Source organism: Labilibacter marinus (genome assembly GCF_001659685.2).
Classification (GTDB): domain Bacteria; phylum Bacteroidota; class Bacteroidia; order Bacteroidales; family Marinilabiliaceae; genus Saccharicrinis; species Saccharicrinis marinus.
In genome coordinates, this window is the sequence record NZ_LXYE02000064.1 from 21,453 (window position 1) to 39,289 (window position 17,837).

The 17,837-nt window shown below is 35.9% G+C and carries 11 protein-coding genes; 4 read left to right on the forward strand and 7 right to left on the reverse strand.

Annotation, left to right across the window (positions count from 1 at the left end):
* Positions 1-56: 56 nt before the first annotated feature.
* The 3 genes from uvrB to A8L32_RS22505 form a co-directional block, all read right to left on the reverse strand.
* A complete protein-coding gene (gene uvrB, locus A8L32_RS22495; RefSeq protein ID WP_066633477.1) occupies positions 57-2,057 on the reverse strand; it encodes an excinuclease ABC subunit UvrB in 2,001 nt (666 codons plus the stop codon).
* Positions 2,058-2,166: 109 nt separating this feature from the next.
* The gene (locus A8L32_RS22500) at positions 2,167-3,003 is read right to left on the reverse strand and encodes a hypothetical protein (RefSeq protein ID WP_143525207.1); all 837 of its coding nucleotides are present in this window, start codon (positions 3,001-3,003) and stop codon (positions 2,167-2,169) included.
* 330 nt (positions 3,004-3,333) lie between these two features.
* A complete protein-coding gene (locus A8L32_RS22505; RefSeq protein ID WP_066633482.1) occupies positions 3,334-5,223 on the reverse strand; it encodes an AMP-dependent synthetase/ligase in 1,890 nt (629 codons plus the stop codon).
* A gap of 238 nt (positions 5,224-5,461) precedes the next feature.
* Between A8L32_RS22505 and A8L32_RS22510 the strand changes: the two genes are divergently transcribed.
* On the forward strand, positions 5,462-6,802 hold the full coding sequence (locus A8L32_RS22510; protein WP_066633484.1) for a tetratricopeptide repeat protein: 1,341 nt from the start codon (positions 5,462-5,464) through the stop codon (positions 6,800-6,802).
* 100 nt (positions 6,803-6,902) lie between these two features.
* Here A8L32_RS22510 and rbr read toward each other — a convergent pair whose 3' ends face one another.
* From rbr to A8L32_RS22525, 3 genes are all read right to left on the reverse strand, one after another.
* A complete protein-coding gene (gene rbr, locus A8L32_RS22515) occupies positions 6,903-7,478 on the reverse strand; it encodes a rubrerythrin (RefSeq protein WP_066633517.1) in 576 nt (191 codons plus the stop codon).
* Positions 7,479-7,716: 238 nt separating this feature from the next.
* Complete coding sequence (locus A8L32_RS22520) at positions 7,717-8,892, reverse strand: porin family protein (RefSeq protein ID WP_066633489.1); 1,176 nt, start codon at positions 8,890-8,892, stop codon at positions 7,717-7,719.
* 1,030 nt (positions 8,893-9,922) lie between these two features.
* Positions 9,923-12,175 carry an inorganic phosphate transporter gene (locus A8L32_RS22525; RefSeq protein ID WP_066633491.1) on the reverse strand — a complete coding sequence of 751 codons (2,253 nt, stop codon included), beginning with the start codon at positions 12,173-12,175 and terminating at the stop codon, positions 9,923-9,925.
* Positions 12,176-12,695: 520 nt separating this feature from the next.
* Between A8L32_RS22525 and A8L32_RS22530 the strand changes: the two genes are divergently transcribed.
* Positions 12,696-13,334 carry a LysE family translocator gene (locus A8L32_RS22530; protein ID WP_066633495.1) on the forward strand — a complete coding sequence of 213 codons (639 nt, stop codon included), beginning with the start codon at positions 12,696-12,698 and terminating at the stop codon, positions 13,332-13,334.
* 156 nt (positions 13,335-13,490) lie between these two features.
* On the opposite strand, the gene A8L32_RS22535 is transcribed toward A8L32_RS22530, so the two are convergent.
* A complete protein-coding gene (locus tag A8L32_RS22535; protein WP_066633499.1) occupies positions 13,491-14,303 on the reverse strand; it encodes an SDR family oxidoreductase in 813 nt (270 codons plus the stop codon).
* 518 nt (positions 14,304-14,821) lie between these two features.
* Between A8L32_RS22535 and A8L32_RS22540 the strand changes: the two genes are divergently transcribed.
* Both A8L32_RS22540 and A8L32_RS22545 read left to right on the forward strand, forming a co-directional pair.
* Entirely contained in the window at positions 14,822-15,925 is a 1,104-nt protein-coding gene (locus tag A8L32_RS22540; protein ID WP_066633507.1) for a nucleotidyltransferase family protein, read from the forward strand.
* A gap of 204 nt (positions 15,926-16,129) precedes the next feature.
* A complete protein-coding gene (locus A8L32_RS22545) occupies positions 16,130-17,401 on the forward strand; it encodes a glycosyltransferase family 4 protein (protein WP_066633510.1) in 1,272 nt (423 codons plus the stop codon).
* The last annotated feature ends 436 nt before the right edge of the window (positions 17,402-17,837 follow it).

Genomic DNA, 17,837 nt, shown 5'->3' on the forward strand with positions numbered 1-17,837 from the left:
CTCAGTCGGCAGTTGGCAGTTTAAAAATAGACTGAAGACTGCCTACTGAAGACTGTCTACTTATTATCAAGTAATTTCTGCAGTTTAAACATCTCATCTCTATACTGGGCGGCTGTAATAAAGTCTAATTCTTTTGAAGCCTTTTGCATTGTTTTCTTTGCCTTTTCAATTGCTTTTTCTAGCCCTTCTTTGTTCATGTATCCTACTACTGGATCCGCAGCTACATCAATGCCCTCTGGTTCTACATAAGCATTTTCTTCTATGCCTTTGGCTAGTACACCAGTATGTTTCTTATTAATCTGTTGAGGGGTAATACCATGTTCCTCATTATATTTTAATTGCTTTATTCTTCTATTGTCGGTTGAATCTATGGTTTTTTGCATGGATTTAGTAACGACATCGGCGTACATAATAACCAGTCCATTCACATTACGAGCAGCACGACCAGCGGTCTGTGTAAGCGATCGTTCAGAGCGAAGAAAGCCTTCCTTATCCGCATCTAATATCGCTACTAGAGAGACTTCTGGTAAATCTAGTCCTTCTCTCAGTAGGTTAACGCCGACCAAAACATCAAACACGCCTTTTCGCAGATTTGCCATAATTTCTACTCTATCTAAAGTATCCACATCAGAGTGTATGTATTCGCATTTAATATCCAGCTTCTGCAAATAAGTAGTGAGCTCTTCAGCCATTCGTTTGGTCAGTGTGGTTACTAAAGTCCTTTCATTAACTTCAATTCGTTTCCTAATTTCTTCCAATAAATTGTCAATCTGATTTAAACTAGGCCTAACCTCAATAATGGGATCAAGCAGTCCTGTTGGTCGAATCACCTGCTCAACAATTACACCCTCGCTTTTCTCAATTTCATAATCAGCAGGAGTAGCAGATACATAGATAGTGGTACCTACAATATCTTCAAACTCTTCAAATTTAAGCGGTCTATTGTCCATTGCGGCAGGTAATCTAAAGCCATGCTCCACTAAGGTTTCTTTTCTTGATTTATCCCCACCATACATGGCTCTAATTTGAGGAAGCGTTACGTGACTTTCGTCTATCACCATCATAAAGTCATCAGGAAAATAATCCAATAAACAGAAAGGGCGAGTCCCTTCATTTCTGCCATCAAAATAGCGCGAGTAATTTTCTACACCAGGACAATACCCTAATTCTCGCATCATTTCTAAATCATATGTTACACGTTCTTCGATACGTTTTGCCTCTATGTGTTTGCCTATGTCTTTAAGATAAGTAACATGTTCCATCATATCATCCTGAATCATTCTGATGGCCATTTGGGTTCTTTCCTTGGTAGTAACAAATAAGTTAGCAGGGTATATTAGAATTTCTTCTCGTTTTGATTTCGAAGTTCCGTTAATAGGATCAAAAATGGTGATTTCTTCTATTTCATCACCCCAAAATCCAATTCGGTAGGCATCATCAGCGTAAGCGGGGTAAATCTCTACGGTATCTCCTTTTACTCGGAAATTACCTCTGTTAAACTCTACTTCATTTCTAGAATATAAACTATCAACTAATTGGCGCAGAAGTTGATTTCTTCCAATATCTTGTCCAACTTCAAGTTTAGTAACATTGGCATGAAAATCTTCAGGGTTACCAATTCCATATATGCATGAGACAGATGAAACAACAATAACATCTTTTCTGCCAGATAGGAGAGAGGAGCTCGTGCTTAAACGTAGTTTCTCAATTTCATCATTAATAGAAAGGTCTTTTTCTATGTATGTGTCGGTAACAGGAAGGTATGCTTCAGGTTGATAGTAATCGTAATACGATACAAAATACTCCACTGCATTGTCAGGAAAAAAGTTTTTAAACTCCCCATAAAGCTGTGCGGCTAATGTTTTATTATGGCTAAGTATCAAGGTTGGTTTTTGAACCTGTTCAATAACATTGGCCACAGTAAAGGTTTTTCCCGATCCCGTTACCCCCAATAGCGTTTGATGAGGAATATCTTCATTTATACCTTGGGTAAGTTGCTTGATGGCTTCAGGCTGATCGCCTGTTGGCTTAAAATCCGATACTATTTTTAATTCCATACTTCAAAAGACATTCTAAAATTGAGTCTTCAAAAGTAACGAATAATATTGTGTTTAGTTTACTGTTGATAATAAGGCATAAAAAAAGCTCCCATAAGGAGCTTTAAGTTTATCGTTTATATCGTTTAGATTTTCGTTTGCTTGGTCGTTTGTATTTCTTCACGTTACTCTTATACAAACTTCGTGTTCTTAAGTACGCCTTTCTGTTATACTTTGGAGAGTTTTTCCATTGACTATCATCAAATAAGTAGGTTATACCAATAGTAGCCGTATAAAAGAAATCTCCAGCATCCGTAGGGTATATATTACCATCTGCATCATTCCATTCTTCATGTGCATCTAATAGATCTGTAAATGGTTTGTTAGCAATAAACTCTGCTGTTAGGCTATAGTGGGAATTGATATAATAATTAAGTCCACCTCCCAAAGAAATATTGGGCGATATGCCTGTTTTATTTCTCCAAAATTGACCATCGCCCTCACGGCCATATAGTCCTTCTGGTCCATACCATTCGTCCGCATTATAGCTGACAATACCAAATTGACCAATTACATAAGGGTTAAACAATCTTTGCTTAAAAAGTCCGTAAAATAAATCTAGTGGTCTAAAACTAGCACCTATACTAGCATCAATATAGGAGTTTTTGAAATAAGCATACGGCTCAGTAACACCAGGGTTTATTTGTTGACCTTTCATTGAACCATAATTCAGGTCAATTCTAGCATTTAAATAGGGTAATAATTCTTTTTCACCAGCAACACCAAAAGTGTAATTCGTTCTGCCTTGGCTTACAAGGTCACCATAAAACATGTTAACACCTGCTTTGGGTTGAATCTTCAAACCTTCCAGAAACTTATTCCTTTTCTTTCTGTACTGTCCGGATACAGAACATGAAATGAGTAATATTATGCAGACTATAAGTGTCTTATCTAGGTTTCTAAACATTTAGAATAATTTATCAATCAGGTTTATTACGTGTAAAAATGACAAAAAGTTTAATAATATTAAAATCTTTTCTCGTTTAATATTACGCATCAATCAAATAATCATATCAAATTGATGTTTTTTTGTACATAACATATCAGAAAAAACCCCTTATTCACAATAAAACTAGTAATAAAATCCTTTATTATAACCAATCTACCACTAGAAAATAAAATCTAATGGGTGCAAAAGTAAAATATAATCTTATTACCAGCGAATAAACAGCCATTTTTTGTCAATTTTTAGTTGAGTTGCTTTTTTTTAATGAGGAATGAAGTTAAATAAAGGCAATTATTTTTGAATAAGTTGTTTTATGTTTTTAATATTCATGTCATTTTTAAGGTTCTTCCCTTGGGGAGAATAACATAGATTTATTTCTTCCTTATAGAAGGAGGCTACTTTGTCTCTTACCATCTTCATTGTACTATTTATAAGTTTATTCTGTTCCGAGAAACTTTCAAAAGCAATAGCAAAGGTAGAAGGGAGCCAACGTTGAGGAAATAAATTCGCATGTTTTCCACCTGTTTTAAATTGGTTGAGTTCCGAAGATAACTGATCTATAATTTCTTCAACTGAAACTCCCTGCGCTGTTAAGGCAGTAACTTTTTCAATGTTTGGAACAACAATAGCAGAAGTATAAGGGTTTTGGTTGTTATAAATCATCACTTGATCAATGAGTGAGCAATGGTCTATAATGGCCTCTTCAATGCCTTCGGGGCTATATTTCTCTCCATCCGAACCAATCAGCAAGCTTTTAAAACGTCCTTTAACGTACAGATAGTTTTCGTTATCCAAGTATCCTAAATCACCTGTATATAACCAATCGTCTTTAATAGTTGCAGCAGTGTCTTCTTCATTTCTCCAATAACCCTTCATTACGTTTTCACCTTTCACAACAATTTCGCCAGACAGTCCAATAGGTAATGCATTCCCTTCATCATCACATATTTTAATTTCCAGATTATTAACCACTTTACCTGACGAACCAAGTTTATGATATTTAGGTGTGTTGGCAGAAATAATGGGAGAGGCTTCGCTAAGTCCGTAACCTTGATACATCGGTATACCAATGGCATAAAAAAACTGTTGTAAATCAAAATCCAGCAGGGCACCACCGCCAATAAAGAATGCCAGGTTACCACCAAAACCTTCTTTTATTTTGCTAAAAATGATTTTGTCAAAAAGACTCAGTAATGGTTTTGCTATCCATTTTAAGCCTGCTCCTTTGTTATTTCCCGTTCCGTTATACCAATAAGAAAGCTTTAGGGCGAACAAAAACAGGCTATTTATAGTATTTCCTTTTTGTGCAATGCCTTTCTCTATATTCTTTTTGAAGTTTTTGGCCATGGCAGGAACGCTCATAAGCACATGAGGTTTTATTTCCTTAATATTATTGGTGAAGTTTTTTAGCGTTTCTAACTGATTTTTACCTGCTTCAACCGAGGCTATACTTGCCCCAGTAAGCATAAAAGAATAAAGTGCTGCAGTGTGGGCAAAGGCATGATCCCAAGGCAGAACCACCAACGTTCTGTAATCAGATGGAATATCAATATAACTAAAAGCCTGTTCGATATTGGCCGTATAATTACGTTGCGAAAGCATGATACCCTTGGGCTGCGCTGTTGTGCCTGAAGTATATGTGATGGTAGCGATATCGTCAGGTTCCACCTTATTAGCTAATTTATCATAGGCATCATTGGCTTGTTTTAACGATTCTATACCTAAACTAAATAACTCCTGAATATCCATTTCATCCTCTTCTAGAGGCATATCTGGAGTGAAAACAATCACCTTTTTTAAATGCCTTAACTCTTTTTTGACTAGCCTGATTTTAGCTAGCTGCTTTTCTGATGTTATAATGTAGGCACTCTCCGAATGTTGTAAACGAAATATAAGATCATTATCTGCCTCTAGCTTTGTAGATAATGGAACAGTAATGGCTTTATTACTAAGAACCGCTATTTCGCTAATTAACCATAAATTTCTTCCCTCCGATAAAAGAGCAATTTTATCTAACTCTTGAATTCCAAACTCATTTAAGCCTACAGCTAATTGTGTAACCATACTGTAAGCCTCCATATAGCTTGTTGGGGCAAAGCTTTTATTACGTTTTTCCCATAAAAGTGGATTGTTGGAATATTGCTGAACTTTTTGGGTGAAGAAACTAATGATAGACTCCATATAAAACATGTTAGTGATTTAATACAAATATAAGTAATCAAGTTAGCTAACTGTTCATTTTCGAACAAACAATTATAAAAACCGTGCAGTTTTAGATATTGTACAAGTTGGGAATGGGGTGTGTAAGTTGCAGTAAGATAGTTGGATGTGTTGTGTTGGCATAGTTGTTGGATAAGTGTTAATCGATTAACCTAAGTTAAGTACATATAGATTTGAATCTTATTAAAAATAATAAAAAATGAGAAGGTATATAGCATTATTGAGTCTTGTTGTTTTGTTTTCGAATGCTTTTGCAGGAAATAGAAGTGTTTACAAGAGTGAAGCGGATAGTATGGAGTGTTTGAAGAATTTTTCATTGTATTCCTTAAACCTAAAGAAGAAGATGTATGATTATTCTGTGGATTCATGGAAATACATGTTCAATAACTGCCCAGAGGCTAGCGTAAAAGTTTATTCGGACGGAGTTAAGTTGTACAACCACTATTATAAGGTGGCCAAAACAAAAGAGCGAAAAACGGAAGTGGTAGATACTATTATGATGATTTACGACCAACGTTTAAAATATTATAGTGCACATCCTAAATATCCTGAAGGATGGATTTTAGGAAGAAAAGCACTGGACTTAATGAAGTATAAAAGGGGTAATGCGGAAGCGATGAAAGATGCCTATGCCTGGTTTGGTAAATCATTTGAATTACAGGGTGACCGTTCGGAAGATGTAGTATTATTTAATTGGCTAAAAACTTCGGAGAGTTTATTACAGCATGGAGATATTGGTAGTCAGCAGTTTTTAAATGACTTTTTAACTATTTCTACAGTATTGGACGTACAGTTAAGTAAGGTGAGCGAAAAGGCTAAGCCTAGAGTGCTTAAAGTTAGAAAAGGATGCGAGGAACTGTTGGTGAAGAGTGGAGCGGGAGAATGTGGCGTGGTAGAGCCTTTATTAGCCGATCAGTTTAACGCAGATAGTGAAAACCCTGAGAATATTGCTAGAATATTAAGTTTAGTATTGAAGTTAGACTGTAAAGAATCGGCTTTGTATTCTACCATTGTTGAAAAGAACTATGAATTGAATCCAACTCATGCAGCGGCATACCAGTTGGCTAAAATGTTTGTAAAGAAAGGTGATTTCTCCAAGGCATCAGATTATTATGCTAAAGCGATTGAATCGTGCGATATTGATTCTGCGAAATCAACTTATTATTATGAGTTAGCCGTATTGGAGTTTGCGCAAAATAATAACTATCCTAAAGCTCGTGAGTATGCATTGAAGTCGGTTGCTTTAAAAGGCTCATGGGGCAAACCATATTTATTAATTGGAAATATTTATGCAGCAGGCAGCAAAAATTACGGTAAGGATGCCTTTGAACATTCTACAATATACTGGTTAGCTATCGATCATTTTTCAAAAGCCAAAAGGGTAGACCCAACTTGTGCGGTAGAAGCTGAGAAACAGATAGCACTGTACTCAAAATACTTTCCGGATAGAGAGACTGGCTTTTTTCATGGTCTTCAGGAAGGAGAAACCTATTCCATTGGTTCTTGGATAAATGAGAATACGAAAGTAAGGTTTAGGTAAAACCGAAGGTGTGATTTTCAATTATAATTAGATTTGTATTAAAAAGGGAGTTTCTCATGATTGAGAAACTCCCTTTTGATGTTTAATTATTTACTAACTACTAGTAGTTAGTATCTTTTACTTCAAAGTACGCTTGATCGTGTAAACAAGCTGGACATTTTTTAGGAGCTTTAGTTCCTTCATGTAGGAAACCACAATTTCTACATTTCCAAACTACTTTTCCATCCTTTTCAAATACTAAACCAGCATCTAAATTATTGTAAAGTGTACGATATCTTTCTTCGTGAAATGCTTCTACTTTAGCAATCATTTTAAAGGCAACAGCTACTTCTTTAAAACCTTCTTCTTCTGCAATTTTAGCAAACTCAGGATATAACTCAGTCCACTCTTCGTTCTCACCATCGGCAGCAGCCTTCAAGTTATCTAAAGTTGTACCAATAATCCCAGCAGGATACGTTGCAGTAATTTCAACCATACCTCCTTCAAGAAATTTAAAGAAACGCTTAGCGTGCTCTTTTTCTTGCTCTGCAGTCTCCATAAAAATGGCGGAAATTTGCTCCAGCCCTTCTTTTTTGGCTTGTTTCGCAAAATAAGTATATCTCATTCTGGCTTGAGACTCTCCAGCAAAAGCTTTTAATAAGTTTTGCTCCGTTTTTGTACCTTTTAAGCTGTTCATTTTAATATGTTTATTTAATTTGTCTAATACTTTTGGGGTAGTGAAGGTACGAAATATAGGTTTAGGCTTTTGTATCATTCATTTAATTTAGAATCTTTCTGCATTTTGTTTGAATGTTGAATGAGGATGGCGAGGTGACTTCTTTTTAGTTAGGTAAATGCTTATAAAACAATAAACCCTAAGTTTTTATAAAAAAAACTTAGGGTTTAAAAGTATAATTGTATTTTCTAACAGAGGCTTAAAACTGGAATTCCATTTGTAAGCGACTCATAAATTGATCTTGGCTTCCTACTTTATCTCTAAAAGTAAAATCGGCTTGTAATTTAAAATTATGGCCAATAATATATCTGCTTAATCCTAAAGTGTAATCTGTCGTTTCTGTATGAAAATCAGTGTTGTTAGGTTTGGTAAATGAATATCTTCCGGTTAGTTCCAAATTGTTTTTAAATAAATAACCTGTCTGAAAATTAGCACCATATCCCGTATAGAAAGCATCAATTGCATTTCCTTCTTCGTCCAAAACAATCTCGTTATCATCGGTAACAGATCTTGTTCCTGCTTCAACCATTAAAGAGTATCCTCGGTATTTAAGAAGGAAGTCACCACCAATATTTAATAAATCCGCTTCGCTATCCATTACATTACCAACTTGGCCTCTATCCTTGTATGACTTGGCATTGTAGTTAACATATCCTGCAAATGCAATTTTTGCCGTTTCTTCTCTGGCTAAATCTGCCGACTTATAAAGGCCTTTAGAAGTGAATTCTCCCAATGGTAGAACTTCTAATTTTCCGGTTAAACTTACTCCAGGCGCTTCTACATTGTTTTTAATACCGTTTCCTGAAGTTACTGCCCAACGATCGTAAACGATCATATTACCAATTTTAAAATTGTGGTGAAGTTGAGCTCCAGCATCACGATCTAAAGTGTAATATTTATTAAAGATCGAACGATCTACCATTTGCATATTACTAGATGATACTACACGCTCTCTGTTACCAGGTAATTTGCCTTGTCCAAACCAAACCTGAACGTTATTCATCTTGTACTTTACCAAGGCATCACGCACGTATCCTCCAGCTAAATCGTATTCAATTTTGTAGCTAAGGTTTTTGTTTAAGAAGTACCCATCAAATTTTAAGCGGGCACGTTTAACCCATGCTTTGTTTTCGGAGTAGGCTTCAGGATCTGGATGATACATACCATCATTATCCGTATAAGCAGAACTCAGGTAGTTATTAAAATCCCATCTGGTTTGGATTCTAGTTCTTAGTTTAAGATAAAATAAATCATCTCCTGTTTTTAACTGAATTCCTTTCCCAACTTTTGCAGAAACATCGGTCTGCGTTTGAGCCATAATAGGGCTAATGCATAGCAATCCCATTAAGGCACTTAATAATACAATTCGTTTCATTTATATTTTTCCTGTGTATGCGGTCGCAAAGGTATAGCTTCTGATTTTAATAAGGTTAATTCAATGTTAAGACAAAATTAAAAAATCGCGAAGTGGTCTGTTTTTGTATTCATAAGTTGATAAAGCTCTTATTTAATGAGGGTTTTGAGGCTTTGGTGTTTAAGTGATAAAATATAAAAAAGTGTACCAATCGGTCGATAATTAGTTTAAGATATTTTAATCTTAAATTAAGAATTAGTTTATGTTAAGGAAGAAGTTACAAAGCGAGGTTATTATCTAAATATATCATAATTAATGTACTGTATATTGATTGGCGCCGCCAAAAGGTTTAATACCTCGAGGCTTGCCTCGTTAATACAGTTAGTATTCCGGTTTATGCCTCTGGGCTTGCCCCGAGGTGGTTCACTTAATAGATAACACCAAGGAAATTGCATTTAAAGATTGAATCCCTTCAGGGTTAAACAAACGAATAGTTTTAAAAATCCCTCGGATTGCACCCTGAGCTATTCAAATTGAACATTCGTGGTTTTTAATGTAATAATTCTGAAAGGATTAAATCTAAATAGCCATGTACAAAGTGCAGGGTTATGATTCCTATACTATTAACAACCACAAAGTGGTTGAATTTTAAAACCACCTCCCCACTCATACTTCGCGGTACTCCTCCTTAAAAAAAGGAGGAGAACTCCGCAGCACTTTCCCCTCCTGAATTTTAGGCGGGGTGGTATATTAGATATTTGTATAAATACGATTGCCGTGTAGATAACACCTATTAGGTTAATTCTTAAGACTTATTTTGGAGGATAAGAGCTAATTTAGATACTTAAAACTCTTTGTAAGTTGAAAGATGTTAGGATGTGGGAGTGATGCAATGGGTAGCGTTAGCGGCGAAGTTAGATAGTCAGTTTGATGCGTAGAGATTCGCTAGATTAAGGGCGTATGAGACTTGGAGGTTTGCCTAAAACTGTATAAAATAAAAATGGGGAATTCAGTTTATGAATTCCCCATATAAATATATCACTAATAACATTTAGTTGTTATGCTTTCCAAAATCACGTTGGGCTTTAGCAAGGTTACCCATATGCAACATCAAGTTTTGTGTTTCGTGTAAGAAATTTAAATACAGCATGCTGTTTTGCGTATTTGATTTTTCTTTCTTAATACGTTTTAACTGAGTTTTACGTAGATTTTTTAAGTTTTCTGTAAGTTTTAAAAGCTCAGCGCTTAATTCCTCCAGCTCTTCATAAGTACCTTTGTTAATCATTTTAATGATCTTACTAATGAGTACTTTAACTTCAGCTTGAAGAACACTAACTTCTTTAAATTGATCATCAGTAAAAGGCGTGTGGTTATTATCTAAATGCTCATAAAGTGGCTTCGCAATAAAGGTTAGCGAATGTGCCGATTCTCTTAAGTAATCGATTACCTGAACATAGTGTAAGCTTGAATCTATATCAGATTCTTGCAACTTTTTAACCGTTTTAAAGATGTTATCCTTGTTCTTTTTAATTTTCTTATTCAGCTGGCTTATATCTTTAATCTTAATTTTTATCTCTTTTCTGTTTTCAGCTTGAAACGAAGTAAGCGATGATGCAAATAATTCAGAAATCTCATTCAGATTTTTAGTTACTTTCTCCGTACAAGAATTAAATAGAGCAGTAGCTAAAGTGTTATTCTCAACTTCTTCCAGATCAATATCGTCCGCGTTAACATCTTTAGCACTTCGTTTTTTACTAATGATTTGAGTTCGATAAATTAAGAATAAAGCAACAGCTATCAGCACAAATACTGCATATACACCTCCGTAAGAAATAATATTAGCAATAATAAATGAAACCGTAAATGCCGAGAATGCCGTTAAGAACCATCCTCCAATAACCGAAAGAACACCAGTTACACGGTATACTGCACTTTCTCTACCCCAAGCTCTATCTGTTAAAGAACTTCCCATAGCTACCATAAATGTAACATAGGTAGTTGAAAGTGGTAACTTATACGATGTGGCCATTGAAATAAGAATACTTGCGACAACAAGGTTAACAGATGCTCTTAACATATCAAATGCTGGTGCATCATTACCTAAAGCTTTTCTCTTTTCATCGTAGGTGGTGGAGTCAAATTGTTTATCGATAGATTTTTTAATTCTTGCTGGTAAAACGCCGTTAACGGCGTTAGACATATTTACAGCTCCATGCACAATGGCTCTGGAAAGATATGAAGAACCAAATCTTTCTTCACCTTCTTGCTGTCTGGCTAAATCCAACGAAGTTTTAACTACGTTATGTGCTTTTTTAGAAGTCCATAGTGTGATAACCATGATAAGACCGGCAATAACCAACATAAATGTATCAGTTTTCACTTTACCAGCTAAGTCTTCCATTAATAGTTGATCCGCACCCACGCCAGCTCCTTGAAATATTTTAAAGGATTCAAAACCAGCTAACGGTACTCCAATAAAGTTAACCAGGTCATTACCTGCAAAGGCCATAGCCAAAGCAAAGGTTCCTACCAATACAGTTAGTTTTAATATGTCCGTTTTAAATATCAATTGCATTAATTGCAGTAAAACTGTCCATCCTACAAAACAAATAGCAATAATCTGAACGGTATTTGTTTTAATAAGCTCTTTGGTTTCGCTATTCATAAACGATGCTCCTTTTGCCCCTTTAATTAGGATAAAGTAGGTAATGGCAGTAATAGCGATACCTCCCCAAAGTGCACCTAAATATTTTAATCTTTTGTCGTAATTAAACGAAAATACCAAACGCGTTAAATATTGAACAATTGCTCCTGAGGTAAATGCAACTACCACCGAAAGTAATATACCAGCGATTATAAGTAAGGCTGTGGCCGAGTTAATGTATTGACTTAAAGGTATTGAAGGATTGTTAGAAACCTTAATTAAAGATACCGCTATGGCACCTCCTAGTAATTCAAATACAATAGAAACCGTGGTTGATGTTGGCATTCCAAAAGTGTTGAACAAATCCAGTAACAGCACATCGGTTATCATCACGGCCAAGAATATGATCATGATTTCGGAGAAGTAGAAGTATTGCGGGTTAAAGATTCCCTTCCGTGCAACTTCCATCATTCCACTTGAAAAAGTAGCCCCAACAAAGATACCTGCTGCGGCAATAATCATAATTACTTTAAAAGGTGCAGCTTTCGATCCTAAGGCTGAATTAAGAAAGTTAACAGCGTCATTACTAACACCTACCACTAAATCTGAAATAGCTAGTGCAAATAGCACAACTACCAGAACTACATAAATATTTTCCATCCTAACATTAATTTATTTGTCTTAGAAACTTTAACAGTTTCTTATTTTGGCGACGCAAACATAAACAGTATTCAGGCAGTAATTATTGGCTTATTATTAATTAAATGTTAACAGAATGTTAATCGGTCGGTTTTTAAACAATAAGGGATTGCTGCTGAATATAATATATTTAATAAGTATGAATTTAGCGTTTTGAAATACTCTTTTTTAGATGTAGTCCTAAATTAGGAATAAAGTTTTTAAAAAGATATAGTTTAGTCATAAATACTTCAAGCAAATTTTAATTACTATAGAATAAGGATAGAAGTTTTAATTGCTTGATTTTTCTTTTAATTTTGCAGCCCCTAAGAATACGCATATTACCATTTTGTAGAATGGTCGTCGTAGTATATGATAAGAGGAGAAGTAAAGGTATTAGAACCAGAATGGATGTTTTTGGTTTCTATTGTAAAGTTCCTTAAATTATATCATTACGCATGCTTAAAAAGTATAAATACATAGTGCTTGACATAAACCTAATATGGTATTACAGTATTATATAGATGGAATAATTATTGGTTTTTCAGCCTCGGTTCCTTTGGGGCCAATAGGTGTGCTATGTATTCAGCGTACGCTGAATAAGGGTAGGCTGTCTGGCTTTATTTCTGGTATGGGTGCTGCCGTAAGCGATATGATATATGCTATTATAGCGGGCTTTAGTCTATCGTTTATCATCAGCTTTATTGAAAAGCAACTGTTGTATATTCAAATTTTTGGCGCTGTATTATTAATCGTATTAGGCATCAATATCTTTTTAAGTAATCCTGCTGTTCAGTTAAGAAAGCAACGCAAAGGAAAGGGGAGTTTATTACAAGATTTCTTTTCTACTTTTTTAATCACCATCTCCAATCCATTAGCCATCTTCCTGTTTCTAGCCTTTTTTGCCAGTTTTGGAGCGGTTAAGCCAGGTGATGATTCTTCTAATCATTTTGTTTTAATAGCTGGTGTGCTGACAGGCGCTTCTTTGTGGTGGTTTATACTATCGTCTCTGATCAATTTATTTCGTTCAAAAATTAATCTTCGCCGTTTATGGTGGCTTAATAAAATAACAGGAGCGGCTATTGTTATTCTTGTAATTATTGGGTTTATCTATTTTTTGGTTAATAATCCGTTGGGATAGATAAAAGGTATATTGGTTTATGAGTGCAGGGTTGTAAGGAGCACTGGTGCATACGCGTACTGCTTTATGTATAGGGCATAGAGCAATAAACCCAGCGCAGTTATATTGTGGACGATATGTAGTGAATACTGTCTACTGAGGACTATCTTAAAATCTCTACTCCTTAAGCGGAGAGTCCGGCTCTTTAGCCATATGATTGTAGGTTAATTTCTCTAATGAACGAGGCATCCACTTTTTAAGCCATACTGAAAGCTTACCTTCAACGAAAGTAAGAATTAATGTCCTTTTTCGTTTTTTAATCGCTTTAGCAATATGCAAGGCCACTTCTTCGGCACTCATCATTTTATCCTCATTACGTGGTGTTTCTCCTTGTTGACTGCCGTGGTCAGTAAGTGCAGTCTGGCGAATGTTGGATGCCGTAAAACCAGGGGCAGCAATAAGCACATGTAAACCCGTTTTTAAATTTTCTACCCTCAAAGTTTCTAAAAATCCATGCATGGCAAATTTACTGGCTGAATAACCTGTGCGCGCAGGAAGACCAATAAAACTTGCAATAGAGGAGATGCCTGTAACAGAGCCTTTAGATTCTAATAAATAAGGCAGTGCATATTTGGTGCAATAAACGGTTCCCCAGAAATTAACATCCATCAATTGTTTTAAAACAGAAAGTTCAACATCTTTAAACAAAGCCCGCATAGATAAACCCGCATTATTAATTAGAATGTCAATACGACCAAACTTTTCAACAGCTTTTGCTACTAGGTTCTTGCAGTCTTCTTCTTTGCTCACATCGGTAGTCACACTAATTACTTCGGTACCTTGCTGACTTAATTCATCCTCCACTGATTTAAGTTTATCAGTAGATCGTGCAGCTAAAACAACTTTAGATCCCTGTCGCGCAAACTCCTTAGCTAATGCTAAACCAATTCCAGATGAAGCACCAGTAATAATGACTACTTTGTTTTTCATGTGTTTATATCTCTTTCAGCTTTATCATGTAACTCATCAGAAATCCTAAAAACTACTCTAAACATACTTTTTAAGATCAACAAATTACACGGTGGTTACATTTTAAATAAATATTCAGAGCAAAAGTAAAAAATATGCTTTACGCTTTTAAGTATATTGGAAGTAATTATTCAAAATTAATACGAATAAAGTATTAAACAGCTGCAGTATTTATATATGTAGTTTATAATCCATGGGTTACATCAAGGTTGGCTCAGGTTTGAACGGATGTGTAGTTCTAAACTACAGCTTAATCACGCCAATCAAGGGTTGAGAGTTCGATAAGAAAAAAAATGCATAAATAGCTTATTCCCATGATATACTGTGGTACTCAATAAAAAACTTCTTTCTCATTTTTATCTTTTGCCTTAAAAATGTTTGTAATTGAGGGTTATTCTAAGCACTCGTTTAATGGAATTGGCTTATTTCAGGTATTTTATTTTTTATCATGGATTGGAATATTTATCTATTTTTGAGCTATGACAAAAGCATCCATTTCAGTAGAGCATGTAAAAGCATTGATTTCAATATGTCGCTTGCAGCCGCTTTCTTCAGATGAGCTCCCTTCCTTATCGGCGGGTGTGGTTAATTTGGGAGTGTTACATGGGGTAGGTGGATTTTGTTATAAAAAGATAAAGGAATCATCAGAAGTGTGCGTGGATGAGGCTAGTTTGACAAAATGGAAACAGTTCTATTTTCAGACCAGTATTAAATATCAGCAGAAGCTTAAGCTTTATAAACTCATCAAAAAACTATTGGAGCAAGAGCATATTCCTGTGATGGCTTTAAAAGGTATGGCTTTATCTTCAGGTTTGTATTCTGATGAAGGAACACGTCCCATGGGAGATATGGATATTTTGGTTCCTGAAGGACAAGGTATGCGAGCCTTGGAAATATTATTGGGAGCGGGGGCTGTATCATCTGGAGTGCCTCGATCAAAGCTCCATGAGCAGGTGCATTCTCATGTGCGCGCCATTACCATGCAAGGGGTTATGGTGGAAATACATCAGCGTTTATTTTCTTTAGGTAGTTCTTTTAATGAGGGGGCCAAGGACTATTTTAGTCAGGCCAATGAGTTGATAAAACAAGATGTTGATATATCGATATTGAATACTATTTATATGGGTTATCATTTGGTGGCGCATGCGGCGGTGGGCATTGAGATGGGCGGCTTACGATTAGGATGGCTCTTGGATATTGCTATATTGTGGAGTAGGGAGCAGGATAAATTGGCATTTATGCATGCTGTAATTGCTTTTAAAAAGAATCGCGAAAAAGCGTTAGGACAGGTTTTTCAGATGGCTTCTCTTTTTCTACCTCAGCAAGACCAAAATATGCATTGGGATATTTCAGCGGATCAGATCATTCAAGATATCACATCGGTAATGAAGAGCTCTAATATAGAAGAGAAACATCGATGGGTTAATTTAAAAGAGGTTCTGCGTACACCTGGATTGAATAATAAATTACAATTACTGTATCGTGAGTTTGTTCCTGATGCTGACTATATGAGATATAAATATCATCTTACCGCCAATGATTCAATGACCCGATTGTATTTAAAACGTTTTTTTAGGGTATAAATGGTTTTCAAAGCCAATCCTCTACCTATTATTTATGGTGAAATAAATATTCAATCTACCCCCTTTTCAATGAGGAAAAATCTTTGATGAGCTTGTATGAGCCAATTCAAAAAGACCTGTGCAACTTTGTACCTTTTTTTGAACTTTGCTCTCTTTTTGTACCTTTAAACCCTTGCACCTTTATCCCTTTGAACCGCATAAAATATGATCATACTCTCACACGCTGGCAAACAACACAGCTATCAAACAGCCAAGGCGCTAAATAACCTGGGATTGTTGGATACTTTTTATACCAGTAGTTATCTGACCAATGAAAGATTTCAGGATTATTTTAAGAAAAACGGGAATACCTATTGGGTGCGTAGATTTATTGATGGATTACCAGGAGATAAGGTGAATGCAAATTGGCGTTTTGAGGTCAAAGAGATGTTATTGCGTAAGTTGCAAGGAAAAAGTCCTGCTGCACAAAAAGCGGTGTATGCCCGAGATGTGAATTTTGATGAATATGTGGGAAGAGAGCTAAGAGCCAAGAGTGAGAAGTGGAAACGGGAAACAGGAGCAGAGAAATCGAATAGTGCCAAGCGCACACTACCCACTGCATTTTGGGGTTTTCAAGGTAGCAGTTATGCATCGCTACAAGCAGCCAACGAAATAGGACTTACCTCAATATGTGAGTTAGCTACGGCTCATGTGGTGGCGGCTAAACGAATATTAGGCGAAGAGGCAGCCTTACATCCTGAATGGTCGGATAGCATCGATAACCTGGTTTTTCCTGCTGATTATGAGAAACGATTGGTGGAGGAGCCTCAAATAGCACAAAAGGTGGTTGCTGCTTCATCATTTACCAAAAGCACATTGTTAGAGGTTGACATACCTGAGAATAACATCATTTACTTGCCATTGGGGTGCGATATTAAGCATGTGCCTTATCAGGAGAGAAAAGAAGATAACATAGAAGATAGACCGCTCAAACTGCTTTATGCGGGAACAGTTACCCAGCGTAAAGGAATTAAATATTTATTAGAATCTTTAAAATCATTACAGTCATTAAATATTGAGCTGCATATCATTGGAGGAATTCAAGGTAGTGGGCAGGCGCTAAAAGAATATGCGCATTTGATTCATTATCATGCACCCGTTTCACAACAAGAAATGTTTGAAGCCTATGCTGACTATGATGCTTTGGTATTACCCACTATCTTTGAGGGATTCGGTTTGGTAATTGTAGAAGCTATGGCTGCAGGATTACCCGTTATTACGACCCCACACTCCATTGGGCCAGAGTTAATAAAAGAAGATCAAAACGGCTATGTCATACCTATACGCGATGTAGATGCCATTTCTTCCGCCATCGAAAAATTAAGAAATAAAAGCTCGGAGCAATATTTACAGATGAGAAAAAAGGCTAGAGAAGCTGCGTTAGAGTACTCGTGGAAGGCTTTTGAGAGAAGACTAAATGAAGTAATAATATTATAACCGCAGAGGTCGCGAAGTTAACGCAAAGGACGCTAAATGTTTATCAAACTATAAAATATTAAATTATGTCCGAAAACAATGTTGTCCTAAATAAATTGGTGCTTCGCCCAAACCTGACTTCATCCTGAAACAATCAAGAATACTCAATTATTAACCGTTCCGATGTCTTGTTACAAAAAATAGCAAGGCAATTGCATTTAAAGATTGAATCCCTTCAGGGTTCAACAAACGAATCGTTCAAAAAATCCCTCGGATTGCATCCTGGGCATTCAAATTGAACATTCGTGGTTTTTATGCAATAATCCTGAGAGGATTAAATCTAAATAGCCCTGTACAAAGTGCAGGCTTATGATTCTAATACTATTAACAACCACAAAGTGGTTGAATTTTAAAACCACCTCCCCACTCATTCTTCGCGGTACTCCTCCTTAAAAAT

Bases quoted from the DNA above. Each gene is read 5' to 3' on its own strand.
- uvrB (WP_066633477.1), bottom strand. From the start codon at position 2,057: ATGGAATTAAAAATAGTATCGGATTTTAAGCCAACAGGCGATCAGCCT.
- A8L32_RS22500 (WP_143525207.1), bottom strand. From the start codon at position 3,003: ATGTTTAGAAACCTAGATAAGACACTTATAGTCTGCATAATATTACTC.
- A8L32_RS22505 (WP_066633482.1), bottom strand. From the start codon at position 5,223: ATGGAGTCTATCATTAGTTTCTTCACCCAAAAAGTTCAGCAATATTCC.
- A8L32_RS22510 (WP_066633484.1), top strand. From the start codon at position 5,462: ATGAGAAGGTATATAGCATTATTGAGTCTTGTTGTTTTGTTTTCGAAT.
- rbr (WP_066633517.1), bottom strand. From the start codon at position 7,478: ATGAACAGCTTAAAAGGTACAAAAACGGAGCAAAACTTATTAAAAGCT.
- A8L32_RS22520 (WP_066633489.1), bottom strand. From the start codon at position 8,892: ATGAAACGAATTGTATTATTAAGTGCCTTAATGGGATTGCTATGCATT.
- A8L32_RS22525 (WP_066633491.1), bottom strand. From the start codon at position 12,175: ATGGAAAATATTTATGTAGTTCTGGTAGTTGTGCTATTTGCACTAGCT.
- A8L32_RS22530 (WP_066633495.1), top strand. From the start codon at position 12,696: ATGGTATTACAGTATTATATAGATGGAATAATTATTGGTTTTTCAGCC.
- A8L32_RS22535 (WP_066633499.1), bottom strand. From the start codon at position 14,303: ATGAAAAACAAAGTAGTCATTATTACTGGTGCTTCATCTGGAATTGGT.
- A8L32_RS22540 (WP_066633507.1), top strand. From the start codon at position 14,822: ATGACAAAAGCATCCATTTCAGTAGAGCATGTAAAAGCATTGATTTCA.
- A8L32_RS22545 (WP_066633510.1), top strand. From the start codon at position 16,130: ATGATCATACTCTCACACGCTGGCAAACAACACAGCTATCAAACAGCC.